Below are 26,577 nucleotides of genomic sequence, written 5' to 3' on the forward strand. Positions count from 1 at the left end.
GTTAACCTCGCCTAAGTCATCCGACGGTGGTTGGACCGGGACGGTCGGTGATCTCCCGATGGAACCCCCGAAGGAACCCCCGGAGGATCTGCGCCAGCTTGTCGGGCCGTTCGAGATGGACATCGTGTCCCGTCCCCGGGATGCTCACGGCCACCGTTCCCGGCCGTCGCAGGAGCATGTCCTCGGCCTCCCGCGGGGGAATGATGCCGTGCTGGCCGAGGACGACCAGGACCGGGCACGCGATACTCGCCCACTCGTCCCAGGAGGAACGCCCGGCGTTCTCGGCCAGGGACCGGACCATCACGTCGCGGTCGAACCGCGGCCACCATCCGCCGTCGTTCTCTTCGAGCCCGGCCGCCCAGCCCTCGCCCACGCGCCCGCCGCCCAGGAACTCCACGGCGGCTTCCCTCGACGGAAAGGGCGTCGGCCACGAGTCGAGCCATCCGCCGATCCGGGCGGGCGTATCCGGATCCGGTGCGCCGGGTCCGGCCTCGAGGAGTACGAGCGCGGCGACGAGACCGGGGTGCGCGGCGGCGGTGAGCATGGCCGTGTGGCCGCCGAGCGACTGGCCGATCAGGACCGGCCGCCGGAGGCCCAGTTGGCCGATGACCGCGACGGCGTCGGCGACGTACGCGGCGCGCGAGACGTCGTGCGGGTGCCGCTCGGCGGCGCCGTGGCCGCGCTGGTCCACGGCGACGACCCGGTGCCGGGGCGCCAGAAGCCGGGCTGTTGCGTCCCACTCGCCCGCGTGGCCCGCCAGTCCGTGCAGCAGGACGACGGGTGGCCCCGACCCACCCCCGTCGCCCCAGTCGCGGCAGGAGACGCGTACACCGTCGCGCACCACGGTGCGTTCGGCCGGCGTATGCCGGTGGGTCACGACGGCCGCCCGCAGAACTGCCAGGTGTGTACCTCGATGTCCGCGTACCGGTCCTGGGCCAGGACGGCGCGTGCCGCGTCCGGGGACGGCGCCAGGACCGGCGCCGCCGTGCCCAGCCAGGTGGCGCCGTTGTCGGACAGCAGCGGACCGTGGGCGATCAGCTCGTCCCGGTCGGGCGGCACCGCGCGGGCGGCGGCCCGATCGGCCGGACCGACGATGCGCAGGCTTCCGGTGGGTGTGCCGTCGGCGGCGAGGGCCGGGCCCCGGGCGGTCATCTCCCGCGCGTACCGGTTCACCGCGGGGTACGGGTGAGGTGATGGCGCCCCATCGGTACGATCATCGGCGTCCCGGAGGCGGGGTCCTCGGTGACCGAGCAGCGCATCCCGAACACCTCGGTGACCAGCGACGCCGTCACGATGTCCGCCGCGGCACCCTCCGCCACGATCCGCCCGTCCTTCATCGCGATCAGATGGTCGGCGTACCGGCAGGCCAGATTGAGATCGTGCAGCACCGCCACGATCGTCGAGCCGTACTCCCGGTTCAGATCCGTCAGCAGATCCAGCACATCGAGCTGATGGCTGATGTCGAGGAAGGTGGTCGGCTCGTCCAGCAGCAGGATGTCCGTACGCTGGGACAGCGCCATCGCGATCCACACCCGCTGCCGCTGACCGCCGGAGAGTTCGTCCACGGGCCGCGCCGCCAGCTCCAGCACATCGGTGGCCAGCAGCGCCTGCGCCACGGCCGTGTCGTCCTCCGCCGTCCAGCGCCGGAACCACCCCTGGTGCGGATAGCGGCCCCGGCCCACCAGATCGCTCACCGTGATCCCGTCCGGCGCCACCGGGCTCTGCGGCAGGATGCCGAGGACCGCCGCGACCTCCTTCGTCGGCATCGCGTGCACCGATTTGCCGTCGAGCAGCACACTGCCCGCTGACGGTGTCAGCAGCCGCGCCATCGACCGCAGTAGCGTCGACTTCCCGCACGCGTTCGGGCCGACGATCATGGTGATCCCGCCCGGCGGTATGTCGACGCTCAGCCCGCTGACGACCTCGCGGCCGTCGTAGCCGAGCCTGACGTCACGCGCCTGGAGCGTGTGCTCCGCACTCATGCGCAGATCCTTCCGTTCCGTCGTGGCGTTCCCGCGTTCATCCGCCCCTGCCCACCCGGTTCGCGCCGGCCAGCAGCCACAGCAGATAGGGCGCGCCGATCACACTCGTCACCACACCCACCGGGAACTGGGTGGACCCCAGCAGATGCTGTGCGGCGAAGTCCGCCACCAGTACGATCAGCGCTCCCGTCAGCGCGGCGGGCACCAGGGCCGCGCCCTGACGCGGCACCAGCCGCCGGGCGATCGGCGCCGCCACGAACGCCACGAACGTCACCGGGCCGGCAGCCCCCGTCGCCACCCCGGCCAGCGCCACCGCGCAGCCGATCAGCACCGGCCGCCCGCGCTCCACCCGGGTGCCGAGCCCCTTCGCCGTCTCGTCGCCCAGTTGCAGCGTCCGCAGCGACCGCGCCGCGACGAACGTCGCCGGGACGAGCAGGAGCAGCGAAACCGCCAGCGGCCACAGCTGATCCCAGGACCGGCCGTTGAGGCTTCCCGTCAGCCACGCCAGCGCGCTCTGCGCGACCGCCGCGTCCGAACTCGTCAGCAGGTGCGAGATCATGCTGGAGAGCGCCGCGCCCACCCCGACGCCGACCAGGACGAGCCGGTAGCCGACGACCCCCTCGCGCCACGCCAGCGCGTAGATCGCGCCCGCGGTCAGCAGGGCCCCGGCGACGGCCGAGGCGGAGAGCGCGTAACCGCTCGCGCCGAACGTCACCCCGGCCAGTACCGCCGCCGCGCTCGCACCCGCACTGATCCCGATCACATCCGGACTCGCCAGCGGATTGCGCAGCAGCGTCTGGAACACGGCCCCCGACAGTCCGAAGGCGGCACCGACCAGCAGCCCGATCAGCGCCCGGGGCAGCCGCAGTTCGAGAACGACGAACCGTGAACCGGTGTCGCCGCCGCCCGCCAGCGTGGCGATCACATCGCGGGCCGGGATCATCAGGTCGCCGTACGACAGCGCCGCGCACAGCGCCACAAACACGGCCGCCAGCAGCACCAGGGTGACCGCGGTGGCACGGGCCCGGCCGGCCCGCCGCGCCCGTACGACCTCCCGTACGGCGGCGGCCAGCCGTTCGTCGGACGTTGCCGGTGGTGCGGGGGCGCTCGCCTCCCCTCCGGCCCTCACAGCTCAACCAGCTTGCGACGACGGACCAGGACCACGAACGGTACGGCGCCGACGACCGCGGTCACGATCCCGACCTGCACCTCACCCGGGTCGATGATCACCCGGCCCAGGATGTCCGAGACCAGGACCAGGATCGGCGCCAGCAGCAGGCTGTACGGCAGGATCCAGCGGTAGTCGGGGCCGGTCAGCATCCGGGCGCTGTGCGCCACGACGAGCCCGACGAACCCGATGGGCCCGGCGACCGCGGTGGCCGCGCCGCACAGCAGCACCACCACCGCGGCAGAACCCAGCCGGGCCAGGCCGACCCGCTGTCCCAGCGCCCGCGCGAGGTCGTCGCCCAGCGACAGTGCGTTGAGCCGCGGACCGAGCGCCAGCGCGATCACTACCCCCAGGGCGATGAACGGCAGTGCCTGCCACAGCAGTTCGGGTTCCCGGCCCGAGAACGAACCGACCTTCCAGAACCGGAACCGGTCGAACAGCATCCGGTCCTTGAGCATCATCGCGGTGGTCAGTGACCCGAGGACGGCGCTCGTCGCCGCCCCGGCCAGCGCGAGCTTCACCGGTGTGGCGCCCTCCCGGCCCAGCGAGCCGATGCTGTAGACGAGGACGGCCGCCAGGAGCGCGCCGGCGAACCCGAACCAGAGGTACTGGTCCGGCTCGCCCAGACCGAGCACCCCGATCCCGAACACCACGGCCACCGCCGCGCCCGCGTTGACCCCCAGAATGCCGGGGTCCGCCAGCGGATTGCGCGCGACGCCCTGCATCACGGCCCCGGCCGGCCCGAGCGCCGCGCCCGTCAGCAGACCGGCGACCGTACGCGGGACCCGTTCCTCCCGCACGATCAACTGCCCCTTGGCGGACGGATCGAAGGCGAACAGGCCGCGCAGCACCTCGCCCGCCGTGACCTCACCCGCACCGAAGAGAAGGCTGCCCCAGACCACGGCCACCAGCAGCAGCGCGGCGGCCACCAGCCCCAGGGCGAGCGCCCGCCGGCCGCGGACCGGACGCGGGACGGTCCGCGGCGACTCCACCGGTATACCCGTCGTCACGCCGGGCGGGCCTTCGCGCGGAGCGCGTCACCACCGTGCAGCTGAAGTGCCCTCACTGAGCCTCCCCCGGTCAAGTTAGGCGAGCCTAACAGGAGGCCCTGCGGGCCGGGGAAGGGATCCGTCCCACTCCATGGCGGCGGACGGATCCGTCCCACTTCATGGCGGCGGACGAAGGCGCGCGGGGCGAGCGAAAATTTCGTATGCGGTCCGGGTCCGAGACATGGGTGGCATCTCCCCGCAACATGGGTACCGGTTTCCATCCCCCATCCCCACCCCATCCCCATGCCCCTCCCCGTCCCCCCACCGACGGTCATCAACGGGAGTGAGATCTCCATGAGCCGCACCACCAACTCCACCTCCACACCACGCACCGCCCCGAGCCGCCGCGGCATCCTGAAGGCCGCGGGCGGGCTCGCCCTCGCCGGCGCGACCGGCGGCCTCGTCGGCTCCGCGCTGGCCGGCTCCGCGGAAGCCGCCCCCGCCACCTTCGTCCACCCCGGCGCCCTGCACGCGTACGGCGAACTCAACCGCGCCAAGGTCCGCGTGGCGGCAGGCAACGACCCCTGGCTGGCCGGCTGGAACCGGCTGATCGCCAACTCGCACGCCCAGGCGGGCTGGAAGGCGAATCCCCAGGCCACCGTTGTCCGGGGCGGCACCGGCGAGAACTACGGGACGCTCTACAACGACATCCACGCCGCCTATCAGAACGCGCTGCGCTGGCAGATCGCCGGCACCACCGCGCACGGCGACACCGCCCGGGACATCCTCAACGCCTGGTCGGCGACGCTCACCACACTGACCGGCAACGCCGACCGCTTCCTGGCGGCCGGCATCTACGGCTACCAGTTCGCCAACGCCGCCGAACTGATGCGCGGCTACGCGGGGTTCAACCTCGACCGCTTCCGGCAGATGATGGTGAACGTCTTCTACCCGCTCAACAACCAGTTCCTCACCGGTCACAACGACGCCTGCATCACCAACTACTGGGCGAACTGGGATCTGTGCAACATGAACTCGGTCCTCGCCATCGGCATCCTCAACGACGACGCCGCCAAGTACGACCAGGCCGTCAACTACTTCAAGAACGGCGCGGGCAACGGGGCGATCCAGAAGGCCGTCCCCTTCGTGTACGAGAGCCAGGGCCTCGCCCAGTGGCAGGAATCCGGCCGCGACCAGGGGCACACCATGATGGGCATGGGCCAGATGGGCGCGTTCTGCGAGATGGCCTGGAGCCAGGGCGATGACCTGTACGGCTATGACAGCAACCGCTTCATGAAGGCCGCCCAGTACGTCGCCAAGTACAACCTCGGCCAGGACGTCCCCTGGACCAAGTACACCTGGGGCACCGGGCAGAACTGCGCCTACCAGGAACACACCGCCATCTCGGCCGACAGCCGGGGCCAGGTCAGGCCGGTGTGGGACATCCTCCACTACCACTACGCCAGGCGCCGGGGTCTCTCCGTCCCGTACATCACCGCCATGGCCGAGAGTGTCCGTCCCGAGGGCGGCGGCGGGGACTACGGGCCGAACAGCGGCGGCTTCGACCAGTTGGGTTTCGGCACCCTGCTGTACGCGAAGTAACCCACCGCACGGGCGGGTTGCCCCGAGGTACGCGGGTCAGCAGTGGCCCGGCCGGGCGTAGAGCGTGATCTGCGCCCGGGTCACCCGGCGGGTGCCGCACACCTCGAACTCCGCCCGGAGGACCGCCCGTTTGACGCGTTCCCGGTCGGTCGCCTCCAGCGGCTGACCGGGCACGTCATGGACGGCGACGATCCGCCGGGCGGTCCGCATGCGCTGCCGTACGGCGTCGGGCGTCAGCTCCGTACCGTGCAGGGTGTCCGAGGCGACGGGGGAGCGGTCGAGCGCCAGATCGGTCAGCCCGCGGAACTCCGCCGGCCGTGCCAGCGTCCACACCCGCCGCCGCGCGGGCATGAACAGCAGCCCGTCGCCCGGCGCGGCGCTCTCCCGTACCGCGCGGGCGATGGCGGTGGCGTCGTTCTGCCGGCTCTGCGGTGTCCGCAGATACACCCCCACCGGGACCAGCGCGAGCACGGCGAGCAGCGCCGCCCCCGCCGTCACCGTGTACGCGTGCGCCCTTGTGCGCGGAGCACGCCAGACCGCGTCCAGCCCGGCACCGGCGAGCAGCGCCAGCGCGACGGTGTACGAGAGGACGTAGCGGTCGACGTACAGCGGTCGCACCGGGGTCAGCGCGATCAGCAGCACGGTCGGCAGGATCAGCAACGGCAGCGCGAGCGCCCCGAGCCGGACCGGCGACGCCGCGCCGGGGGTGTTGGGAGTGCCGGCAGTGTGGGGAGTGCTGTCCGCGCCGCGTCCCACCGTCCGCGCGCACACCAGTCCGAGTGCCACCGCCGCCGCGAACTCCAGGACGTGCTGGACATCGGGCGCCCCGATCCAGCCGACCTGCGCCGACTGCGTGGTGCTGAACACCGCGAGCGGCAGCATCCCGGCGCACACCGCCCCCGCCGCCCCGCACCACGCGCGCACGACCGGCCGCGCGGGCCCGGACCGGAACACCGTCACCCCGTGGGCGAGCAGCGTCAGCACCGCGAACTCGTGGAGCAGACAGGCCGTCAGTATCACCGCGGCGTACGCGACCCACCGCGCGCGCCGCTCGGGCCGGCCCAGCGCCGTCAGCAGCAGCCATGTCGTCCAGACCGCCAGACCGCACACCAGCGCGTACGAACGGCCCTCCTGCGCGTACCGCTGTACGGGCGGGAGCAGGGGGAACACCAGCCCGGCCAGCAGCCCGGCCCGTGGACCCACGAGCCGCCGGCCGACCAGCGCGACCCCGGCCGCGCCCGCCGCCACCGCGAGGACCGACGGCAGCCGCAGCGCGGCCAGTCCGCCGTCCCACACCCCGAACACCCCGTGCAGACACAGGTAGTAGAGACCGTGGACCGCGTCGATATGGCCCAGCGTGCGCCAGATCTCCGGCAGGCTCCGGTGTGCCACCTCGTACGACACCGCCTCGTCGCCCCACAGGGTGTCGCGGCGGCCGATGCCCCACAGTCCGAGGGCCAGCGCCAGACCGAACGGCGCGAGGGCGCACACGAGGGTGCGCGCGAGGGGGCGGCCGGGGCGGTGGGGGCGGTCGCCCCGGCGCGGCGCCGTGACGCGGTCCTGGACGGCGGGCGGGGAGAGCTGCGGTGCGGGCGGGATGGCGGACTCCGATCACGAAATGCCGGTCTGTCCGCACTATTCCGGATCGGGGCGGTGTGATTCCCGTAATGACGCGACAACGCGACGTGTCGGGCTACTCCTCCGCGGGCGCGGGCAGATCGCGGGCGCCCAGCCGCAGGTGCTCGATGTGGTAGACGGCCTCGTCGAGGAGTTGCGCGACATGGCTGTCGTAGAGGCTGTACACGATCCGCCGGCCCTGCCGGGACCCGGTGACCAGCCCCAGCGCGCGCAGCAGGCGCAGTTGGTGGGAGACCGCCGACTGTTCCATGCCGACGGCCTCGGCCAACTCGGTCACGCCGCAGGGGCTCTGCCGCAGCCGGGTGAGGATCATCAGCCGTGACGGGGTGGCGAGGGCCTGGAGCGTGGCGGCGATGGTGGCCGCGGAGTCCGCGTCGAGATGACCGGTGGGTGTGGCGCGTTCGTCGACTCCGTGTCCCATGAGGTCATCGTATATCCACTAATACATGAATACCTCTTCATGTGTTCCGCTGTGCTGGAAGGGGCTCCGACGCGCCGTCCGTGGCGAACCGGAGCGTGCCCGGGGCCATAGGATCGACAGGTAGTCCACCGCACATTTTCTGGAGGCACGCGTCCATGACGCCGCCCGCTACCGCCACTGTCCTCACCACCCTGGACGCGCAGCTCGCCGGACCGGCCGCGGAGCGGCAGGGGGCCCTGTGGAAACTCGCCGAACCGGGACGGGGACTGGACGCCAACGTGATCAGGATGGTGCCCGGCGGCGGAGTGGCCGAGCACAGCGACGATGTCCTCGATGTCCTGCTGATCGTCCTCGACGGCGACGGCTGGCTCGGCACCCCGGCGGGCCGGCAGCCCCTCGGCCCGCACGCGGTCGTCTGGCTGCCCAGAACCTCCCGCCGCTCCCTGCGCGCCGGCGACAACGGGCTGGTCTATCTGACCGCGCACCCGCGCCGGCCAGGACTGTCGGTCTCCGGCATCCGCTCGGCCGGGGGCGGCGAACCGCCCTGCCGGCTCGACCGGGTCTGCGCCGATTGCGGCCGGCTGTCCCAGGAGAACGACGCGCGTTTCTGCGGCCGTTGCGGCCATCCACTGCCGGAACGGCCCTGACGGGCCCCGCGGGCGGTCCTACGAAGGGTCCGGCACCGTGTCCGGCACCCCGTCCAGTACGTCGATCGCCCTGCCGAGCCTGACCCGCGCCTGCCCGGTGGCGAGCGCGAACCGTCCCCGGGAGAAGTCCCGGGTGAGCGGGTTGACCTGGTACCTCTCGGCCGCCTTCGCCGCCCGGCGCACCGCCTTGGCCGCGCCCACGAGCCGCTCGGCCGCCTCGCCGGGCTCCTCGCCGCCGGCCGTCAGCTCGGCCGCGCAGCGCTCGATCGTCTCCGCGTACGCGCCGAGGCCGCCGGCTTGTCCGACGCCCAGGACGCCCTCGACGCCCTCGGTGCTGTCGATGACGCCGAGGGCGTCCTGGATCTCCCGCAGCCTGTCCCGCAACTCGGTGCTCATCCGGCCAGCGTAGGGGGTGCCCGGACGGGAACGGGCCGGACGGGCTCCCTCCGGCCCGTCCGGCCCGTGCCACGCTCACCCCGCAGGCCGGGCGCACGACCCGTGCCGCGCTCACGCCCCCCGGCCGCGCTCACGCCGAGTCGCGGATCACCAGCTCCGTCGGAAGCGTCACCGTGGACGTCTCCTCGCCGCCGATCTGCGCCAGCAGCACCCGTACCATCTCCGCGCTGATCCGGTCCCACGGCTGACGGATCGTCGTCAGCGCCGGCCTGGTGTCCAGCGCCGCCGGGGAGTCGTCGAAGCCGCCCACCGCGACATCCTCGGGGACGCGGCGGCCCGCGTCCCCGAGCGCGGTGAGCACGCCCTGCGCCATCAGGTCGGACGCGACGAACACCGCGTCGAGATCCGGCGCGCGCCGCAGCAGCTCCGCGGCGCACGACTCTCCGCTCGCCCGGCTGTAGTCGCCGGAGGCGATCAGCCGTTCGTCCGCCTCGATGCCGGACTCGGCGAGGATCTCGCGGTAGCCCGCGAGCCGTTCGGTGCCGCCCGGGGTGTCCAGCGGGCCGGTCACCGTGGCGATCCGGCGGCGTCCGGTCCGTACCAGATGGCGCACCATCTCGCGGGCGCCGTCCCGGTCGTCGGCCGAGACGTAGCTGACCTTCGAGCTCTGCCCGAGGGGCTTGCCGCAGGCCACCAGCGGCACCCGCGCGGCGCGCAGCTGCTCGGCGACCGGCTCGCCGGAGTGGCTGGACACCAGCAGCACCCCGTCCACATGGCCCGAGGTGATGTACCGGGCGATCCTGCGCCGTTCGTCCCTGGTCCCCGCGATCATCAGCAGCAGCGGGATGTCGTGGGCGGCCAGCGCCTGGGTGCAGCCCCGCAGCAGCACATTGAAGTTGGGGTCCTCGAAGAACCGCTCCTGCGGCTCGGTGAGCAGGAACGCCACCGAGTCGGACCGGCCCGTGATGAGACTGCGCGCGTGCCGGTTGACGACATAACCGGTCTTGCGGATGGCGGCGTTGACCGCCTCCTCCGCCGCCGGACTCACATAGTGGCCGCCGTTGAGGACACGCGAGACGGTGCCCCGGGAGACGCCCGCCTCCCGTGCCACGTCGTGGATCGTGGGCGGCCGTCGCCGGCCGTTGCTGTCCGTGCGGCTCATACCTGTCGTTCTCTCATGATCGTGCCTGTCGCGTCAGGACTTTACGGCCCCGGACAGCAGATCCAGACTCCAGAACCGCTGGATGACCAGGAACAGCGCGATCAGCGGCACGACAGCGAGCAGCGCGCCGGTGATCACCAGGGTGTAGAGCGCCGGGGTGTTGGAGCCCTGCTGGAGGAGGGTGTAGAGGCCGAGGGTGACGGGGAACTTCTGGTCGTCCCCGAGCATGATGTAGGGGAGCAGGAAGTTGTTCCACACGGCGACGAACTGGAACAGGAAGACCGTCACCAGCCCCGGCAGCATCATCGGCAGTGCCACCGAGCGGAAGATCCGCCACTCGCCGCCGCCGTCCATCCGGCCCGCCTCGACCACATCGGGCGGCACGGCCGCCGCCGCGTAGATCCGCGCCAGATAGACCCCGTACGGGGAGAGGATCAGCGGGAGCAGGACGGAGAGATAGCTGTCGGCCATGTCGGCCTTCGCCATCAGCAGGTACTGCGGTACGGCGAGGATCACCGGCGGCATCAGTACGCCGGCGAGCAGCACGTTGAAGAGGGTCTCGCGGCCACGGAAGCGGTAGATGGCGAGCGCGTAGCCGCTGAGCGCGGAGACGGCCGTCGACAGCAGGGCGCCGAGGCCCGCGTAGAAGAGCGAGTTGAGCATCCAGCGCCAGTACACCCCGTCGCGGTACGCGGACAGGTCGGCGATGTTCCCGGCGAAGCCCGTGCCGGGCAGGAAGGTGAAGGTGGAGAAGAGCTCCCGGCCGGACTTGGTGGAGGCCACCACGATCCAGGCCACGGGGAGCAGGCAGTACGCGGCGCCGATCAGCAGCGCCACGGTCGGCACCCAGGCGATACGGCGCCCGTCCCGGGCTCGCGGCGGCGGCCCCTGCGCCGTGCCGGGGGTGGTACCGGCCGCGGGGGTGCCCCGGCGGGTGGTGACAGCGGTCACGGGGTCTCTCCCTGGTTCGAACGGGAGCCCACGGTCTTGAGGAAGCCGAAGGACAGCACAAGGGTGATGACGGCGATCACCACGGAGGTGGCGGCCGCGGAGTAGATGTCGTTCCTGATGAAGGCGTCCTGATACACCTTCATCAGCGGGGACCAGGTGGTGTTGAGCGAGTTGGTCAGCGGCTTGAGGGTGGTGGGCTCACTGAACACCTGGAGCGTCGCGATGATCGAGAAGAAGAACGTCAGCACCAGCGAGGGCGCCACGATCGGGATCTTGATCCGCAGCGCGGTCTGGAGCTGCGAGGCGCCGTCGAGCCGGGCCGCCTCGTAGATCTCGGCGGGGATCGAGCGCAGCGACGTGTAGATCACGATCATGTTGAAGCCGGTGCCGCCCCACAGCGCGATATTGGCCAGCGCGAGATAGAGCGGTCCGCCGTCCAGCAGATTCGGCTGCGGCAGACCGGCCTTGTCGAGCAGGTAGTAGAACGGGCTGACGTCGGGCAGATAGAGGAAGCCCCACATCAGCGCCGCGATCACGCCGGGAACGGCGTACGGCAGGAAGATCGCGAGCCGGGAGAAGCCGCTCAGCCGGGTGCGCTCCGCGTCCAGCATCAGCGCCAGTACGAGCGCGAGCCCGAGCATGCAGGGCACCACGATCGCCCCGTACCCCAGCACCCGCAGGGCGCTGGAGAGGAGTTCGGAGTCGGAGAGCGCGTCGGTGTAGTTGGACAGGCCCGCCCAGACCTCGGTGCGCGCGCCCTTGCCCAGACCCAGGCCCTTGACCTGCACCTTGCGCAGGCTCAGATAGAGCGCGTAACCGATGGGCAGGGCGAAGAAGAGCGCGAACAGGGCGACGGCGGGCAGCAGGAAGAGGTACGGCGCGCTGCGCACCCGCCGGGTGCCGGCGCCGGGCTTCACGGTCGTACGGCGGGGAGCGTCGGTGGTGCCGCGGGCGGCGCCCGGCGCGCGGCCGGAGCCGCCCGCCGGGCTCGGGTCGGTGGCCATCACCCGGTGACCTCGAAGCCCTGCTTCTTGAGGTCGTCGACCGTGTCGCGCTGCATCTTGGTGAGCGCGGCGGTGAAGTCCGACTTGTTCTTGGCGGCTTCCGAGAAGGCGTCACGGAAGGTGGTGTACGCGACGTTCACGTTCGGGCCCCACGCGGAGGGCGCGGTGGTCTTCGCGATCTCGGCTGCCGTGGTGTAGAAGTCGGGCTGGTTCGAGAAGAACTCGGGCGCGGTGCTCAGCGCGCCGCCCGTCTGCGCGGCGGTGGCGGCCGGGTAGATCCCGCCCTCCTTGACCAGCGCGGCCAGCGCCTTGCTGTCCGTGTTCAGCCAGGCGGCGAACTTCGCGGCGGCCTTCTTGTGCGCCGAGTCGTTGGTGACGGCGGTGGACGAACCGCCCCAACTGCCGGTCTTCTGCTCGCCCTTGGTCCACTGCGGCAGCGGCGCCATGGCCCACTTGTCCTTGGTGTCCGGCGCGGCGGTGGACAGGGTGCCGGGAGCCCAGACGGCGCTGACCCAGGCGATCTGCTTGCCCGTGTTGATCGCCTTGTTCCAGGACGGGGTGTACATGGGCTGGTTGTCGATGGAGCCGTCCTTGACCAGGCCGCCCCAGAACTCCGCGACCTTCTTCGAGGCCGCGTCGTCGATACCGACCTGCCAGGTCTGGCCCTTGGTGGTCCACCACTGGGCGCCGGCCTGCTGGGCGAGCCCGGCGAACAGGCCGGAGTCGTTGCTGGAGAACGTGGTGAGCGCCTTGGCCGGGTCCTTCTTCTTCAGGGCGCGGGCGGTCTCCGCGAACTCGTCCCAGGTGGTGGGGACGGTGAGCCCGTACTTCTTGAAGAGGTCCTGGCGGTAGTAGAACATCATCGGCCCGGAGTCCTGCGGGACCGCGTACACCGCGTCCGTACCGAGCGTGGTCTGCTGCCAGACGCCGGGGGCGAACTGGCTCTCGGCGCTCTTGACCTCGCCGGATATGTCCGCCAGGACATCGTTGCTGACCAGGGTGGGCAGCGCCTGGTACTCGGCCTGCACCAGGTCGGGGGCCTTCTTCGCCTTGGCCGCGGTGATGATCTTGGTCACCAGGTCGTCGCCCGACGCCTGCTTCTTGACCGTGACCGTGATTTGGTCCTTCTTGCCCTCGGTCGCGTTCCAGATGTCGGCGACCTTGTCCATACCGGGTGCCCAGGCCCAGTAGGTGAGCGAGACGGGTCCGCTCGCCTCCGAGTCGCCGTCGCTGTCACCCGAACCGCAGGCCGCGAGTCCGCTCGCGCCGAGCGCGATGGTGAGGGACGTGGCCACGAGGCGCCGTCGCGTCGTGAAATGCATGGTGTTACTCCCCTGACGAAGGTCTCCGACATGGATGCGGCAGACCGGCCATGCTCTGTGAGCGTTCACAGTAGAGAAACTTTCCGGACACTTGTCAATGGTTGTTCCTGTGCGGTTATGTTGGATCTGCGTCGCCGCCGATGTGTGTGCACGTTCCCACACCAGGTACTCACCGCTGCATGCAGCACAGGAGGCAAATCCATGCCGGACACCGCACCCCAGGGCCTGAGCGGGCTCGCGTTCGGCGGGGACTACAACCCCGAACAGTGGCCCGAGAGCGTCTGGCAGGAGGACGTCCGCCTCATGCGTGAGGCCGGAGTGAACCTGGTCAGCGTCGGCATCTTCTCGTGGGCCCTGCTCGAACCCGAACCGGGCCGCTACGACTTCGGATGGCTCGACCGGGTCCTAGACCTGCTCCACGAGCACGGGATCCGTGTCGACCTCGGCACCCCCACCGTCGCCCCGCCCGCCTGGTTCTACCGCGCGCACCCCGACGCGCTCCCCGTCACCAGGGAGGGCAACCGACTGGCCTTCGGCTCGCGCGGCGCGATCTGTCACAGCTCGACGCCGTACCGCGAGGCCTCCTCCGCCATCACCGAACAGCTCGCCCGCCGCTACGCGGACCACCCGGCGCTCGCCATGTGGCATGTCCACAATGAGTACGGCGTCCCCGTCAGCGCCTGCTACTGCGAGAGCTGCGCCGCCCACTTCCGCCGCTGGCTGACCGCCGCCCACGGGACCGTCGAGGCGGTCAACGCGGCCTGGGGCACGGCCTTCTGGGGGCAGCGCTACGGCTCCTTCGAGGAGATCGAGCCGCCCCGCGCCACCCCCACCGTCGGCAACCCGGCGCAGCTCCTCGACTACGCCCGCTTCGCCGACGCCACCATGCGGGAGAACTTCGTACGGGAGCGCGACCTGCTCCACGAACTGGCGCCCGGCATCCCCGTCACCACCAACTTCATGACCGCCCTCAGCCAGTGCGAATCGGTCGACTACTGGGCCTGGGGACGCGAGGTGGACCTCGTCACCAACGACCACTACCTCATCACCGACGGCCGGCGCACCCACGTCAACCTCGCCATGGCCGCCGACCTCACCCGCTCCGTGGCCGGCGGCGCGCCCTGGCTGCTGCTCGAACACTCCACCAGCGGCGTCAACTGGCAGCCGCGCAACCCCGCCAAGGCACCCGGCCAGATGGCCAGGAACAGCCTCAGCCATGTCGCGCGCGGCTCCGAGGGCGCGCTCTTCTTCCAGTGGCGCCAGTCCCGGCGCGGCGCCGAGAAGTTCCACTCGGCGATGGTCCCGCACGCCGGCACCGACAGCCGCGTCTGGCGCGAGGTCGTCGGACTCGGCGCCTCCCTCGACAGCCTGGCGACGGTGCGCGGTACGCGGACGGTCGCCGACGCCGCGATGGTCTGGGACTGGCACTCCTGGTGGGCGCAGCGGCTCGACTGGCGGCCGAGCGAGGACCACGACGCCCGCGAGCGCGCCGACACCTTCTACGAGGCGCTCTACGACCGGCACCTGACCATTGACTTCGCGCACCCCGAGGCCGATCTCTCGGCCCACCCGCTCGTCGTCGTACCCGCCCTCTACCTCGCCACCGAGGCCGCCGGCCGCAATCTGCGGACGTACGTCGAGAACGGCGGCACCCTCGTCGTCTCGTACTTCTCCGGCATCGTCGACGAGCACGACGCCGTCCACCCCGGCGCCTACCCGGGCCCGCTGCGCGACGTCCTCGGGCTGAGCGTCGAGGAGTTCTCGCCCCTCGGCGAGGGCGAGCGCGTCCGGCTCACCGCCGCCGACGGCTCGGAGCTGACCGGCGACGTGTGGAGCGAGTTCGTCGTCCCGGCCGGCGCCGAGACGGTCTGGACGTACGCCGACGGTCTGGCCGCCGACCGGCCCGCCGTCACCCGCCACCGCCTCGGCAAGGGCACCGCCTGGTACATCTCGACGCGCCTGGACGCCGGCGCCCTCGACACGGTCCTCGGCGCCGCCGCGGACGACGCCGGGATCGCCCCGCGCGCCGATCTGCCGCGCGATGTCGAGGTGGTGCGCCGGACCGGGGAGCACGGCTCGTACCTCTTCGCCATCAACCACACCACCGCCGACGCCAAGGTGCCGCTGCCCGCCCACGGAACCGAACTCCTCACCGGAGAACGGGCCGCGGGCAGGCTCGGCGTCCCGGCGGGATCGGTTCGCGTCGTGCGCCTCGACGGCTGAGATCCCCGAGCCGCCGCCGGCCGTCCCGGCCGCACGGCACCCCAGGACCGTACGGCCCGAGCCGAGCCGGGTCGTACGGTCCGCCCCCCCCAGATCCACCCCCCGCGCCGCTCAACCGCACCACCGCAGTACCGCACCACCGCAGTACCGCACCATCCGTACGACCGCGCCACCCCCACCCGCAGCATCCGGTCGAAGGGACATCGACGATGCATCTCGCACCACGCTCCTGGCACACCCCCCTCAGAGCCGCCGCGATCACCGCGCTGGGCGCACTGCTCCTCACCGCGCTCCCCGCGCAGCAGGCGCACGCCGCCGCCACCCTCACCAACCCCGGCTTCGAGGCCGACGCCACCGGCACGGCCACCCCGGCCGGCTGGAGCACCTACTCGGCCACCGGGCAGAACGCCGCCTCCTACTCGGAGAGCGGCGGCTACAGCGGCAGCCGCCGGCTCAGCCACTGGTCGGCCTCGGCGTACAAGGTCGAGACGTACCAGGCCCTCACCGGGCTCACCGACGGCAACTACACCCTCAGCGCCCGGGTCCGCTCCAGCGGAGGCCAGAACTCCGCCTACATCGCCCTGCGCAACTGCGGCAGCGCCGAACAGCGCACGGACCTGCCGGTCACCCCCAACGGCCAGTGGATCCGTATCGTCACCTCGATCCGGGTGAGCGGCGGCAACTGCACCGTCAGCCTCAACTCCGACGCGCACGCGGGGGAGTGGGCCAACTTCGACGACCTGACCTTCGCCGCGGGCTCGACCGGCCTGGCCATCAAGGGCGGTGACCTCTCCACCCTCCCCAAGAACGAGGCGTTCGGCGCCACGTACCAGAGCGCGACCGGCGCGAGCGGCAACGCGGTGAACCTGCTCCGCAACGCCGGCATGAACTACGTCCGGCTCAAGGTCTGGGTCAACCCCGCCGACGGCTACAACAACAAGGCGCGCGTCCTGGCCATGGCCAAGCGGGCCAAGGCCGAGGGCATGAAGGTCCTGATCGACTTCCACTACTCGGACCGCTGGGCCGACCCGGGCCACCAGATCAAGCCGGCCGCATGGTCCGGACACACCTACAGCCAGCTGCGTACCGACGTCTACGACCACACCTACGACGTTCTCAACGCGCTCAAGGCACAGGGCACCACCGCCGACATGGTCCAGATCGGCAACGAGATCAACAGCGGCATGCTCCTGCCCGAGGGCTCGATCAACAACTGGACCCAGCTCGCCGGTCTGCTCACCTCCGGCGCCCAGGCGGCCAAGGCCGTCTCCTCCTCCACCCAGGTCGCCCTGCACCTCGCCGAGGGCGGTGACAACAGCGGCACCCGCTGGTGGTTCGACCAGGCGGTGGCGCGCTCCGTGCCGTTCGATGTGATCGCGCTCTCGTACTACAGCTACTGGCACGGCCCGCTCTCCAGCCTCCAGGTCAATCTGGACGATGTGGCCGCGCGCTACGGCAAGCCGGTGCTGGTCGCCGAGACCTCGTACGCGCACACGCTGGCCAACCATGACTCCCATGAGAACGTCATCGCCAACTCCTCCCAGCTGGCGGCGGGTTACCCGGCCACGCCGGCCGGGCAGGCGGCCAACCTCCGCGATGTGATGAACGTCGTCGAGGCGGTCCCCGGCGGCCGGGGCCTGGGAATCGTCTACTGGGAGCCCGCGTGGACGGCCGTGAAGGGCAGCGGCTGGGACCCGGACGACGCCACCGCGGGCAACGCCTGGGAGAACCAGGCGCTGTTCGGCTACGACAACAGGCTGACACCGGCGGCGGGCTGGTTCGCGCACCGGTGACACGTCCGGTGGCCGGACCGGAACACACCGGCACACGGTGAGCGGGACGAACAGGGCGTGGCGGGACCGGACTCCGGGCCCGCCACGCCTGTCCGGCATTCGCCCCCCGGTACCCGGAGCAGCGGTCCCCGGACACTGCTCCCCCCGTACACACTGCTACGCTCACGCTCCTCGCGACGGTGGGACGACCGGTGCGGGTGAGAACAGACAAGGAGCGGCTCCGTGGACACAATCGTCGACGACGCCACCGCTGCCGAGTTCCACGCCTTCTTCGAGCGCCACTACGCCGAACTCTCCCGGCTGGCCTGTCTGCTGACCGGCGACGCCAGCACGGCCGACGACCTGGCCTCCGACGCGCTGCTCGCGATGTGGCGCCGCTGGGACCGGGTCAGGGCCGCCGACCACCCCGTCGCGTACGCCCGCGGCGTGGTGGCGAATCTGGCCCGCTCCCAGATCCGCAGCGCCGTACGGGAGCGCCGGCGGGTCTCGCTCTTCTGGTCCCAGCGCGCAGAACGGTACGACGGCCCCGACGTACCCGCCGTCCTGGACGTCCAGGCGGCCCTGCGGCGGCTGCCGTTCCGCAAACGGGCCTGCGTGGTGCTGCGGCACGCGCTGGATCTCTCGGAACGGGACACGGCGCTCGCCCTGGGCATCACGGTCGGTACGGTCAAGAGCCAGACCTCGCGGGGGATGGCGGAGCTGGGGCGCCTGCTGGGCCCCGGCGCCACCGAGACCGCCGAACGGGTGCACGCGACGGTGGCCGCGGAACGTACCGTGGCGGCCGGCCGTACGGTGGCCGCCGACCGTACGGAAGGGACGGGCTGATGGACGACCTCGGCAAGAGGCTGCGGGAGACGGCGCGCGAACACGCCCCGGACCGGGAGCGGATGCTGGCGCGGATCGAGCGGGGCATGACGGCCCCCGGGACCGCGTCGGCCCGCCCGGCCGTGCCCCCGCCCGCACCCTGGCTCCGGGTGGCCGCGGTGACGGCAGCCGTGGTCGGCGCGCTCGGCGCGGGCACGTTCGCGCTCGTCTCCGGCGGCGACGGCGAGGGGCCGCTGACCGTGGCCACCAGCCCCGATCCCGTACGGTCGCCGTCCGCCCCGGCCGCGAGCCCCACGCCCTCGCGCACGAAGGCGGAGCCCCCGGCAGCCCCCAGCCCGGACCCGACCCCCACGGACAGCCGGGACCGGGCGACCCCGACCGCCGGGGCGGACCGTACCGGCGCGCCGCCCGCGAAGGACACCTCGCCGCCGGCCGCGCCGCAGGACCCGGGCGACCGGGACGGCTATCTGCGGTCGGACGGCACCGTCGACCCGAACAGCAACGCCTTCTGGGCGCAGAACAACGTCACGGTCTCCACGGAACGCGCGCTGACCGCGCTCACCGTCGAGCTGCGGATCGCCGCGACCGGCGGGGTGAAGGACACCGGATCCTGGCGGTCGCTGCCCGAGGAGGACTTCACCGCCTCCGTGACCACCGGCGGTGACGGCACGCTCGTCTACCGGTGGACGCTCAGGGACGGGGTCACCGTACCGGCCGGCGAACACGTCTTCGCCGCCCAGTACGACCACGCCGAGGGCGACCGGGACGCCAAGGACGACCGCTACGCGGCGACGGCCACAGGATCCGGCCTCGCGGCCGAGGTCCGGGGCCGGTTCACCCCGGCGGACTGACAACGGCCGTGCGCCCCGGCCGGGTTCGCGCCCCGCCCGGCCCCTGACCGGACAACTCCGGCCCGGTTACGGTCAGTTCGGCGCCCCCGGCGGGATCCGCGGCAGCGGGTCGAGTCGTACCGACGCCGGATCGGTGAGGTACGCGGTGATCTGCTCGGCGGCCTCGCGCTCCTGGGCGTCGCCCGAGCCGATCCTGGCGGCCAGATCCCGCAGGGCGGAGCGGAGTTCGGCGCGGACCGGCGGGTGCGTCGCGTCGTCCCCGACGGCCGCCAGCAGATGCCGCAGCACCACCCAGTCGGACGTCCGCTGGACGGCCCCGCCGGCCGGTACGGCGGCCGGCACCGCGTCGGGGCGGTGCCAGGTGGCGGTCAGCAGCGCGTCGAGGAGCGCGGTCACCCCGGGGATCCCCGGATCGGCCGCGTGCTGCCACGCCAGCCGGTTGAGCCGGGCCGGGTGCAGCAGCTGTCCGGCGACGAGGGACGCGGCGGCGGCCACCGCGGTGAACGGATCGAAGACCCGGCCGGCCCGGGAGTCCGGGTACTGCGCGGTCCGTTCGTAGCGGATCGCGGGCGGTGTCAGCGCCTCCAGCACCGATACGGGCAGCGCCAGCCGCTCGGCCCGCAGCAGCTCGGCCAGCCGCTCCAGCGCGCGGCGCTGGTCCGCCGCGGCGACCGGCACCGTACCCGTCCCGGCCTCACCGGCCACCCCGTACGCGTACCGCACGCCGCCCACGAGCCGGGCCACCGCCGTGGCCTCGTGGCGGTGCAGCAGATGCAGCAGTGTGGCGCGCTCCTCCAGCTCGCCGGTCTGCCGGCCGGGCGGCAGGACCCCGCGCGAGAACCCCGCCAGGGCGATGTCCCGGACCGCGAGAACCTCCGCCAGCGCGTCGAACGCACCGCCCGCCGTGACCCACGGGACCCCGTCGGCGTGGGCCGCGTCCGGGCCGTGGCCGTCCTCGTCGGTCACGTACACCAGGCCCGACTCCCGTGCCCGCGACCGCAGTTCGGCCAGCGCCTCGTCCTCCTCGCGGTCCGGGAACTCCCCGTACGCGTGGGCCACCAGGAACAGGTCCCAGGGCCCGAGCCCGGTGGCGTACGCCTGCGACAGATCCAGCGCGCCGTCGCCGGTGACCCGCACCCGCGCGGCGGGATAGTCCATCACCGAGGGCTTCGGATGGACCGTGCTCGCGTAGTTGTGCATGAAGCCGAGCGCGTGGCCGATCTCGTGCGCGGCCAGCTGCCGCAGCCGGTCCAGCACCAGCTTCTCCACGGCCGCCAGCCGCTCCGCCTCGTCGGGCCTGCCGTACGGCGCGAGCAGCGACTCGCCCAGCGCGCGCACCTGGTCGGCGCGTTGCGAGCCCAGCCGTACCCGCCCGGTGACGATCTCCCCGGTCCGCGGGTCGGTGAGCCCCTGCCCGTGCGACCAGCCGCGCCCCGCCCGGTGCACCCACACCACCGAGTTGACCCCCGGCGCGTACGGATCGAAGCCGGGACCACCCACCTCCACCCGGTACGCGTCGGGCAGCCCGGCCGCCGCGAACGCCTCCCGCCACCAGTTGCCGCCCTCCACGACCGCCGTGCGCAGCGGCTCCGGAATCGCGGGGTCGACCTGGAAGACGACCGGCTCCGCCGTCCGGAACCGGGGCTGGAGCTTCACCTGCCGGTTCCCGGTCCCCACCAGCGCGTGGTCCTCGTGCCCGATCCCGTAACCGCCGGAGCCCGGGTGGTAGCGGCGGGCCGGCAGCGCGGGCTCGGGCAGCGGGGTGAACCGCAGATGCTGGACGAGGCTCAGCGCGCGCGGATCGGGCGCCACCGTCCGCAGCGCCGCGCCCAGGCCGGGGCCGCGGAAGGTGACCAGCGCGGCGAGCCGCGTCCCCGACGGGCCGGTACGGGACCGGTCGGCCAGCGGGAAACTCGCCGCCTCGTCGACCTCGTACGCGCCCTGCTCCCGCTCCGCCAGGTGCTCGGCCACCCGGTCGTGGTCGCCGAGCACCAGCCCGGTCGCGTCCACGACGGCCACGCCGTCCGCCTCCTCGCGCAGCACCGGCGCGCTCCACACCACGGACTGCGCGAAGGACTCCGCGCCGGCCCGCGCCGCCGCCGGATCCCCGCCGGCCAGGAAGTGCTTGTTGCGCAGGACCAGCAGCACGCGCCCGGCCAGCCTGCGGAACTCCGCCACCCGCACCTTGCCGATCCGGCCGCGGTCCAGCCACAGATCGCTGGAGCCCGCCCCCTGCTCCAGCGCGACGCTGAACAGGAACGGCCGGTCGAAGTGGCGTACGCCGACGAGCAGCTGCTCGTCGCCGGGGCCGTGCAGGAGGGTGACAGGCGCGGTGCCGGATGCCTCGGACGCCGTGGGGGTGGTCGGGGTGGCGGGGATGTCGGTCACGCCGGGAGCCTCTTCCGTACAGGGTTCGATGGATGTGCTGCTGCCGTGCCCGCGCGGCACGGGAGCCGGCGGACCGTCAGAGCGGATGCCGGGCCAGCCCCGCGAGCCGTACGTCGCGGTTGCGGCCCAGATGCGCGGCGACCTCGCGGCGCGCCGCCTCCGGGTCGTGCTCGCGCACGGCGCGCAGGATGCGTTCGTGTTCCTCGTGGGTGAGTTCGCGGTTCTCGGGGGCGGCGGTCGGCGCCCGGTCGAACAGCCGCATCTGGGTCACCAGCCGGTCCAGCAGCCCCGCGACGGTCGCGTTGTGGCCCGCGAGCCAGAGCGCCTCGTGGAAACACGCGTTGACCGACGTGACGTCCGTGACCTCGGTCGCCTCCAGCAGCCGCTGGTGATGGTGGGTCAGCCGGGCCAGATCCAGCTCGGTGCGGCGCAGCGCCGCCGAGCCCGCCGCCGTCGCCTCCAGCGAGATCCGGGCCTCGTAGATCTCCAGGATGTCCTCGGCGGTGGCGACCCGCACACGGTAGCCGCGTGCCACCCGCTCCACCAGACCGTCCTGTTCCAGCCGGCCGAGCGCGTCCCTGATGGGGGTGCGCGACACCCCGTACCGGGCGCTGAGTGTGGTCTCCAGCAGCAGGGATCCGGGGTCGATCGCGCCACTGACCAGGTCCTTGCGCAACTGCCGGTACTGCTGCGCCCCGGAGTCCGCGGCGGGCTCGCGCTCCGGAGCCGCGGTGGACGCGCGCGCCGCGGTGGCGGTGGCCGGGTCCGCCGCGGTCCGGCCCGCCGGCAGTCGTGGACTCATCGAGATGCCTCCTCACCCGCCCCATCATGCCGAGCGGGCCGTCATGAACGCGTACGGGCGCACGCGAGTTCACACAGTTTACATATGTATCCGCTTGAACCCGTGTGGATACGCGCTCAGGATGAGGCGTCATGAGCCCCGAACGGCAACCCGCCGCACCCCCGCAGGACACGGTCGACCTGCTCTCGGCGCTGATCCGCAACGCCTGTGTCAACGACGGGCGTCCGGACTCCGGCGGCGAGGTCCGCAACGCCGCCACCCTCGCCGAGTACCTCTCCGGCGCGGCGGTGGAGGTGGCGAGCGTCGAACCCCTCCCCGGCCGGGTCAGCACGGTCTTCCGGGTGCCGGGGTACGACCCGCGCGTCCCCGCCCTCACCCTGCTCGGCCACACCGACGTCGTACCGGCCGACGCCCGCAACTGGTCCCGCGACCCGTTCTCCGGCGAGGTCCGCGACGGCGTCGTCTGGGGCCGCGGCGCCATCGACATGCTCAACCTGACCGCCGCGATGGCGGTCGTCACCCGGGCCGTCGCCCGCTCGCCCCGACGGCTCGCCGGCGACCTGGTCTTCGCCGCGGTGGCCGACGAGGAGGCGGGCAGCCGGTTCGGCGCGGGCTGGATCGCCGAGCACCGCCCCGGACTCATCCCCTGGGACCACGCCCTCACCGAGAGCGCGGGCGCCCGCGTCGGACCCCGGGCCGTCACCGTCACGGTGGGCGAGAAGAGCTCCTTCCCGCGCCGGCTCCGGGTCCGGGGCAGCTCAGGACACGGCTCCATGCCCTGGGGCGCGCGCAACGCCGTGCTGCTCGCCGCCGAGGCCGCGCTCCGCGTCGCCGCGCACCGGCCGGCCGCCCGTACCGACGAGCGCTGGCACGACTACGTGAGCGCCGCCGGGCTGCCGCCCGAGGTCACCGCAGGACTGCTCGACCCGGCCACCCTGGACGACCACCTCCACCACCTCGGCGACGCGGCCCGTTTCGCCCACGCCCTCACCCACCTCACCTTCGCCCCCACGGTCATCACGGCCGGCGACAAGCTCAACGTCATCCCCGGCAGCGCCGTCGTCGACATCGACATCCGCGGCCTCCCCGGCCAGGACGAGGCGGAGGCCGACGCCGAACTCCGCGCCGCCCTGGTCGATCTGGCCGGTTCGGTCGAGATCGAACCGCTCGGCCGGCGCACCGCCTCGCAGTCGCCCGCCGGCCGGCTCTACGGGGCGATCGGCGACGCGATCCGCAGACAGGTCCCCGGCGCACAGCCGCTGCCGACCCTCACCGCAGGCGGCACCGACGCCCGCTTCGTGCGGGACGCCGGGGGAGTCGCGTACGGCTTCGGTCTGTACGGGCCCGACTGGGACATCGGCCGGACGCGCAAGCTCTTCCACGGCGACGACGAACACGTGGACGTCGAGAGCCTGCGGCTGACCACGCTCGCGCTGGAGGACACCGTGCGGTCCTTCCTGGCGGGCCCCGACGGATCCGACGGCTCACACGGCTCACACGGTTCCGTGGAAGAGGGAGACGACAGGCGATGAGCACCGATCAGGCACCCGAACCCTGGCAGTGGGACGAGTCCGTCTGGCGCGAAGCCGTCGGACGCGTGCGCGCCGGGCGCGACCTCACCCCGAGCCACTGGCCCGGCGGCGCCGCCGTCGCCGTGGCGATCTCCTTCGACAGCGACCACGAGACCCCGGCCCTGCGCGACGGACACACCAGCCCCGGCCTGCTCGCCGCCGGTGAGTACGGCGCCCGCGTCGCCGTACCCCGGCTGCTCGCCCTGCTGGAGCGCCACCGCGTCCCCGCCACCTTCTTCGTCCCGGCCGTGTCCGCGCTGCTGCACCCGGCGGAGATCACCGCCTACCGCGCCGCCGGACACGAGATCGGTGTGCACGGCTGGATCCACGAACGCAACACCCACCTCGGACACACCGACGAACGCGACCTCACCCTGCGCAGCCTGGACACCCTCGAACGGCTCGCGGGCGTCCGGCCCACCGGCATCCGCACCCCGTCCTGGGACTTCTCCCACCACACCCTGGGGATCATCCGCGAACTCGGCTTCGCGTACGACTCCTCGCTGATGGCCGCCGACGAACCGTACGAACTGCTCGCCGCCGGCGAACCCACCGGCATCGTCGAGATCCCCGTCGAGTGGATCCGCGACGACGCGCCCTACTTCGCGATGGCCCGCTACGCAGGACTGCGCCCGTACACCCCGCCGCGCGAGGTGCTGCGGATCTGGACGGACGAGTTCGACGGCGCCCGCGCCGACGGCGGGCTCTTCCAGCTCACCCTGCACCCCGCCATCTCCGGCCACCGGTCCCGGGCCTGGCTCCTGGACGAGCTCCTCCGGCACATCACCGCGTCGGGACCGGTGTGGTTCGCGACGCACCAGCAGATAGCGGCCCACGTCCTGGAGAGCGCCCGATGAGCGGCAGCGGTACGGCAGCAGCACCCCGGCAGGCACCCCCGCACGCGGTCGTCACGGGCGCCGCCTCCGGGATCGGCGCCGCCGTCGCGGCCGAACTGGCCTCGCACGGCTGGCGGATCACCGGCGTCGATCTGCGCGCCGACGCCCTGCGCACCACCCTCGACGCCCTGCGCGAGCGGTACGGCGTCCCCGTCACCGCGCTCGCCGGAGACCTCGCGGACCCGGACTTCCCGGCCGGGGCCGTCGACCGCGCCTGGGCGGCGGCCCCCGTGGACGGCCTGGTCAACGCGGCCGGGATCTACCCGGCGATCCCCTTCGCCGAGCTGACCGCCGCGAGCTGGGACCGGGTCCAGCACATCAACGTACGGGCCGCGCTGCTGGCCACCCAGCGGCTCGCCCGGCACGCCGTGGCCGCCGGACGCACCCCGGCCGTCGTCAACATCGCCTCGGGCGCCGCCCGCCGGGCCCGCCCCGGCGCCGCGCACTACGCCACCTCCAAGGCGGCGCTGGTGATGGCCACCAAGGCCGCCGCCGTCGAACTCGGCGGGCACGGCATCCGGGTCAACTCCGTCTCGCCCGGCTTCGTCGCCGTCGCGAGCCCCGTCAACCCCGTCACCCCCGCGTACGCCGCCGCCGTCTCCGGCTCCCTGCTGCCGGGACCGGCCGACCCCGCGCACATCGCGTCCGCCGTCCGCTTCCTGCTCGGGGACGGCGCCGCCTGGATCACCGGGGCCGATCTCCCGGTGGACGGCGGCTCCTCGGCCGGTACGACGGCGCTGCCCCAGCACTGGCCGGCCCCGACGGACTGGCAGCGGGACCCCCGGCCCCTCCTCGACGAAGGAACCTCATGAGCCACCCAGGCCCGTACCCGACCCCCTATCCCACCGACTACACCGTCGTCGGCGCCGGAGCGATCGGCGCCACCCTCGGCTTCGCCCTCGCCCGGGCAGGCCACCACGTCACCCTGATCGACACCGACACCGCCCATGTCGCCGCCCTGCGCGCGAACGGACTGCGCGTACGGCGCCCGGACGGCACGGACGACCGTACGGACATCGCCGCCGCCCACACACCCGACGACGCCCCCGCCCATCCGACCGGACTGCGCCGGGTCATCCTCGCCACCAAGTCCCAGCACACCGAGGCCGCCGCCGCCTGGGCCGCGCCGCGCCTCGCGCCCGACGGCTGGATCGCCTCCGCGCAGAACGGCCCCAACGAACCCGTCATCGCCCAGCACGTGGGCCCCGAGCGCACCTTGGGCGTCTTCGTCAATATCTTCGCCGACTACCTCGAACCCGGGATCATCCGTGACGGCGGCCCCGGCGCCCTCGCCGTCGGCCTGCCCGACGGCGGCGCGCCCGACGGCCGCGTCCTCGAACTCGCCGCCCACCTGCGGGCGTACGGACCGGTCACAGCCACCGCGAACCTGGCGGGCTACCGCTGGGCCAAGCGCGGCTTCGGCGCGATCCTCGGCGTCACCACCCTGGTGGACGCGCCCATCGCCGGGACCGTCGACCGCTACCGGGACCTCGCCGCCGCCGTCGCCCGCGAGAGCACCGAGACCGCCGTCCGCGCCGGCATCGCGCTGGAGGCGTTCGACGCGTACGAGCCGTACGCCTTCGGCGACGCGGCGAGCGCCGAGGTGCGCGAGGCCGCGCTGGACCGGCTCGTGGCGTGGCTGCGCACCCAGCCCAAGGACCGCAGCGGCGTCTTCCGCGACCTCGCCGTCCGCCACCGCCCCCGCGAACACCCCGCCCCCGGCCACCCCGACCCCTTCCCCGCCCTCGCCGCCCGCCACGGCGTCCCGCTGACGGCCGGCACGGCGCTGGGCCGGCTGCTGGGCGAGATCGAGGCGGGCACCCGCGGCTTCTCGTACGACAACACCGACGAACTGCGCCGCGTGCTCCGCGCCGAGCAGGCAGAGCCGGCCGGGCCCGACGCCCTCTGACGCGCGCCCCCGTACCGCCGCCCCTCGCACCTTCCCG

General features: G+C 72.9%; 23 protein-coding genes and 1 pseudogene. 10 read left to right on the forward strand and 14 right to left on the reverse strand.

Annotated features, from left to right (window positions below; genetic code table 11):
- Nucleotides 1-16 precede the first annotated feature (16 nt).
- The 5 genes and pseudogenes from AB0389_RS20945 to AB0389_RS20965 all read right to left on the reverse strand — a co-directional run bounded on the left by AB0389_RS20945 (nucleotide 17) and on the right by AB0389_RS20965 (nucleotide 4,148).
- Nucleotides 17-877: an alpha/beta hydrolase gene (locus AB0389_RS20945; RefSeq protein WP_366396935.1), complete on the reverse strand. Its 861-nt coding sequence runs from the start codon at nucleotides 875-877 to the stop codon at nucleotides 17-19.
- Nucleotides 874-1,173: pseudogene (locus AB0389_RS20950) on the reverse strand (hypothetical protein); the annotation flags it as partial. The gene AB0389_RS20945 and the pseudogene AB0389_RS20950, both read right to left, overlap by 4 nt.
- Nucleotides 1,170-1,982 carry an ABC transporter ATP-binding protein gene (locus AB0389_RS20955; RefSeq protein ID WP_366396936.1) on the reverse strand — a complete coding sequence of 271 codons (813 nt, stop codon included), beginning with the start codon at nucleotides 1,980-1,982 and terminating at the stop codon, nucleotides 1,170-1,172. The gene AB0389_RS20955 and the pseudogene AB0389_RS20950, both read right to left, overlap by 4 nt.
- Before the next feature lie 37 nt (nucleotides 1,983-2,019).
- The gene (locus AB0389_RS20960) at nucleotides 2,020-3,111 is read right to left on the reverse strand and encodes an iron chelate uptake ABC transporter family permease subunit (protein ID WP_366396937.1); all 1,092 of its coding nucleotides are present in this window, start codon (nucleotides 3,109-3,111) and stop codon (nucleotides 2,020-2,022) included.
- Nucleotides 3,108-4,148, reverse strand: a complete 1,041-nt coding sequence (locus tag AB0389_RS20965) for an iron ABC transporter permease (protein ID WP_366397030.1) — start codon at nucleotides 4,146-4,148, stop codon at nucleotides 3,108-3,110. The genes AB0389_RS20960 and AB0389_RS20965 overlap by 4 nt, the downstream gene beginning before the upstream one ends.
- A gap of 345 nt (nucleotides 4,149-4,493) precedes the next feature.
- On the opposite strand from AB0389_RS20965, the gene AB0389_RS20970 reads away from it, so the two are divergent.
- Nucleotides 4,494-5,741, forward strand: a complete 1,248-nt coding sequence (locus tag AB0389_RS20970) for an alginate lyase family protein (protein ID WP_366396938.1) — start codon at nucleotides 4,494-4,496, stop codon at nucleotides 5,739-5,741.
- Between the two features lie 36 nt (nucleotides 5,742-5,777).
- Here AB0389_RS20970 and AB0389_RS20975 read toward each other — a convergent pair whose 3' ends face one another.
- Nucleotides 5,778-7,232: a glycosyltransferase family 39 protein gene (locus AB0389_RS20975; RefSeq protein ID WP_366396939.1), complete on the reverse strand. Its 1,455-nt coding sequence runs from the start codon at nucleotides 7,230-7,232 to the stop codon at nucleotides 5,778-5,780.
- Between the two features lie 202 nt (nucleotides 7,233-7,434).
- Entirely contained in the window at nucleotides 7,435-7,800 is a 366-nt protein-coding gene (locus tag AB0389_RS20980) for a metalloregulator ArsR/SmtB family transcription factor (protein ID WP_366396940.1), read from the reverse strand.
- A 155-nt stretch (nucleotides 7,801-7,955) separates the two neighbouring features.
- On the opposite strand from AB0389_RS20980, the gene AB0389_RS20985 reads away from it, so the two are divergent.
- Nucleotides 7,956-8,447: a zinc ribbon domain-containing protein gene (locus AB0389_RS20985; protein ID WP_366396941.1), complete on the forward strand. Its 492-nt coding sequence runs from the start codon at nucleotides 7,956-7,958 to the stop codon at nucleotides 8,445-8,447.
- Between the two features lie 18 nt (nucleotides 8,448-8,465).
- On the opposite strand, the gene AB0389_RS20990 is transcribed toward AB0389_RS20985, so the two are convergent.
- The 5 genes from AB0389_RS20990 to AB0389_RS21010 all read right to left on the reverse strand — a co-directional run bounded on the left by AB0389_RS20990 (nucleotide 8,466) and on the right by AB0389_RS21010 (nucleotide 13,282).
- Nucleotides 8,466-8,843 carry a hypothetical protein gene (locus AB0389_RS20990; RefSeq protein WP_366396942.1) on the reverse strand — a complete coding sequence of 126 codons (378 nt, stop codon included), beginning with the start codon at nucleotides 8,841-8,843 and terminating at the stop codon, nucleotides 8,466-8,468.
- Between the two features lie 130 nt (nucleotides 8,844-8,973).
- Complete coding sequence (locus tag AB0389_RS20995; protein ID WP_366396943.1) at nucleotides 8,974-10,005, reverse strand: LacI family DNA-binding transcriptional regulator; 1,032 nt, start codon at nucleotides 10,003-10,005, stop codon at nucleotides 8,974-8,976.
- A 33-nt stretch (nucleotides 10,006-10,038) separates the two neighbouring features.
- A complete protein-coding gene (locus AB0389_RS21000) occupies nucleotides 10,039-10,956 on the reverse strand; it encodes a carbohydrate ABC transporter permease (protein ID WP_366396944.1) in 918 nt (305 codons plus the stop codon).
- On the reverse strand, nucleotides 10,953-11,960 hold the full coding sequence (locus AB0389_RS21005; RefSeq protein WP_366396945.1) for a sugar ABC transporter permease: 1,008 nt from the start codon (nucleotides 11,958-11,960) through the stop codon (nucleotides 10,953-10,955). Before AB0389_RS21005 ends, AB0389_RS21000 begins: the two co-directional genes overlap by 4 nt.
- Complete coding sequence (locus tag AB0389_RS21010; RefSeq protein ID WP_366396946.1) at nucleotides 11,960-13,282, reverse strand: extracellular solute-binding protein; 1,323 nt, start codon at nucleotides 13,280-13,282, stop codon at nucleotides 11,960-11,962. The genes AB0389_RS21005 and AB0389_RS21010 overlap by 1 nt, the downstream gene beginning before the upstream one ends.
- Before the next feature lie 201 nt (nucleotides 13,283-13,483).
- On the opposite strand from AB0389_RS21010, the gene AB0389_RS21015 reads away from it, so the two are divergent.
- The 4 genes from AB0389_RS21015 (at nucleotide 13,484) to AB0389_RS21030 (ending at nucleotide 18,974) form a co-directional block, all read left to right on the forward strand.
- Complete coding sequence (locus AB0389_RS21015) at nucleotides 13,484-15,505, forward strand: beta-galactosidase (protein WP_366396947.1); 2,022 nt, start codon at nucleotides 13,484-13,486, stop codon at nucleotides 15,503-15,505.
- A 209-nt stretch (nucleotides 15,506-15,714) separates the two neighbouring features.
- The gene (locus AB0389_RS21020) at nucleotides 15,715-17,298 is read left to right on the forward strand and encodes an arabinogalactan endo-1,4-beta-galactosidase (RefSeq protein ID WP_366396948.1); all 1,584 of its coding nucleotides are present in this window, start codon (nucleotides 15,715-15,717) and stop codon (nucleotides 17,296-17,298) included.
- 222 nt (nucleotides 17,299-17,520) lie between these two features.
- Nucleotides 17,521-18,123 (forward strand): SigE family RNA polymerase sigma factor, encoded by a 603-nt coding sequence (locus tag AB0389_RS21025; protein ID WP_366396949.1) that lies wholly within the window; start codon nucleotides 17,521-17,523, stop codon nucleotides 18,121-18,123.
- Entirely contained in the window at nucleotides 18,123-18,974 is an 852-nt protein-coding gene (locus AB0389_RS21030) for a hypothetical protein (RefSeq protein ID WP_366396950.1), read from the forward strand. Before AB0389_RS21025 ends, AB0389_RS21030 begins: the two co-directional genes overlap by 1 nt.
- Before the next feature lie 72 nt (nucleotides 18,975-19,046).
- Here AB0389_RS21030 and AB0389_RS21035 read toward each other — a convergent pair whose 3' ends face one another.
- The gene (locus tag AB0389_RS21035) at nucleotides 19,047-21,362 is read right to left on the reverse strand and encodes a zinc-dependent metalloprotease (RefSeq protein WP_366396951.1); all 2,316 of its coding nucleotides are present in this window, start codon (nucleotides 21,360-21,362) and stop codon (nucleotides 19,047-19,049) included.
- Nucleotides 21,363-21,438: 76 nt separating this feature from the next.
- Nucleotides 21,439-22,164, reverse strand: a complete 726-nt coding sequence (locus AB0389_RS21040) for a GntR family transcriptional regulator (RefSeq protein ID WP_366396952.1) — start codon at nucleotides 22,162-22,164, stop codon at nucleotides 21,439-21,441.
- 131 nt (nucleotides 22,165-22,295) lie between these two features.
- Here AB0389_RS21040 and AB0389_RS21045 point away from each other — a divergent pair, with 131 nt between their 5' ends.
- From AB0389_RS21045 to AB0389_RS21060, 4 genes are read left to right on the forward strand one after another with little or no spacing between them, the layout of a single operon-like run.
- Nucleotides 22,296-23,696, forward strand: coding sequence for a M20/M25/M40 family metallo-hydrolase (locus AB0389_RS21045; RefSeq protein ID WP_366396953.1), 1,401 nt, complete (start codon nucleotides 22,296-22,298; stop codon nucleotides 23,694-23,696).
- Nucleotides 23,693-24,592 carry a polysaccharide deacetylase gene (locus tag AB0389_RS21050; protein ID WP_366396954.1) on the forward strand — a complete coding sequence of 300 codons (900 nt, stop codon included), beginning with the start codon at nucleotides 23,693-23,695 and terminating at the stop codon, nucleotides 24,590-24,592. Before AB0389_RS21045 ends, AB0389_RS21050 begins: the two co-directional genes overlap by 4 nt.
- Nucleotides 24,589-25,443 carry an SDR family oxidoreductase gene (locus AB0389_RS21055; RefSeq protein ID WP_366396955.1) on the forward strand — a complete coding sequence of 285 codons (855 nt, stop codon included), beginning with the start codon at nucleotides 24,589-24,591 and terminating at the stop codon, nucleotides 25,441-25,443. The genes AB0389_RS21050 and AB0389_RS21055 overlap by 4 nt, the downstream gene beginning before the upstream one ends.
- Nucleotides 25,440-26,540: a 2-dehydropantoate 2-reductase N-terminal domain-containing protein gene (locus AB0389_RS21060; protein ID WP_366396956.1), complete on the forward strand. Its 1,101-nt coding sequence runs from the start codon at nucleotides 25,440-25,442 to the stop codon at nucleotides 26,538-26,540. The genes AB0389_RS21055 and AB0389_RS21060 overlap by 4 nt, the downstream gene beginning before the upstream one ends.
- Nucleotides 26,541-26,577 lie beyond the last annotated feature (37 nt).

This window comes from Streptomyces sp. NPDC093109, assembly GCF_040701725.1.
Lineage (GTDB): Bacteria > Actinomycetota > Actinomycetes > Streptomycetales > Streptomycetaceae > Streptomyces.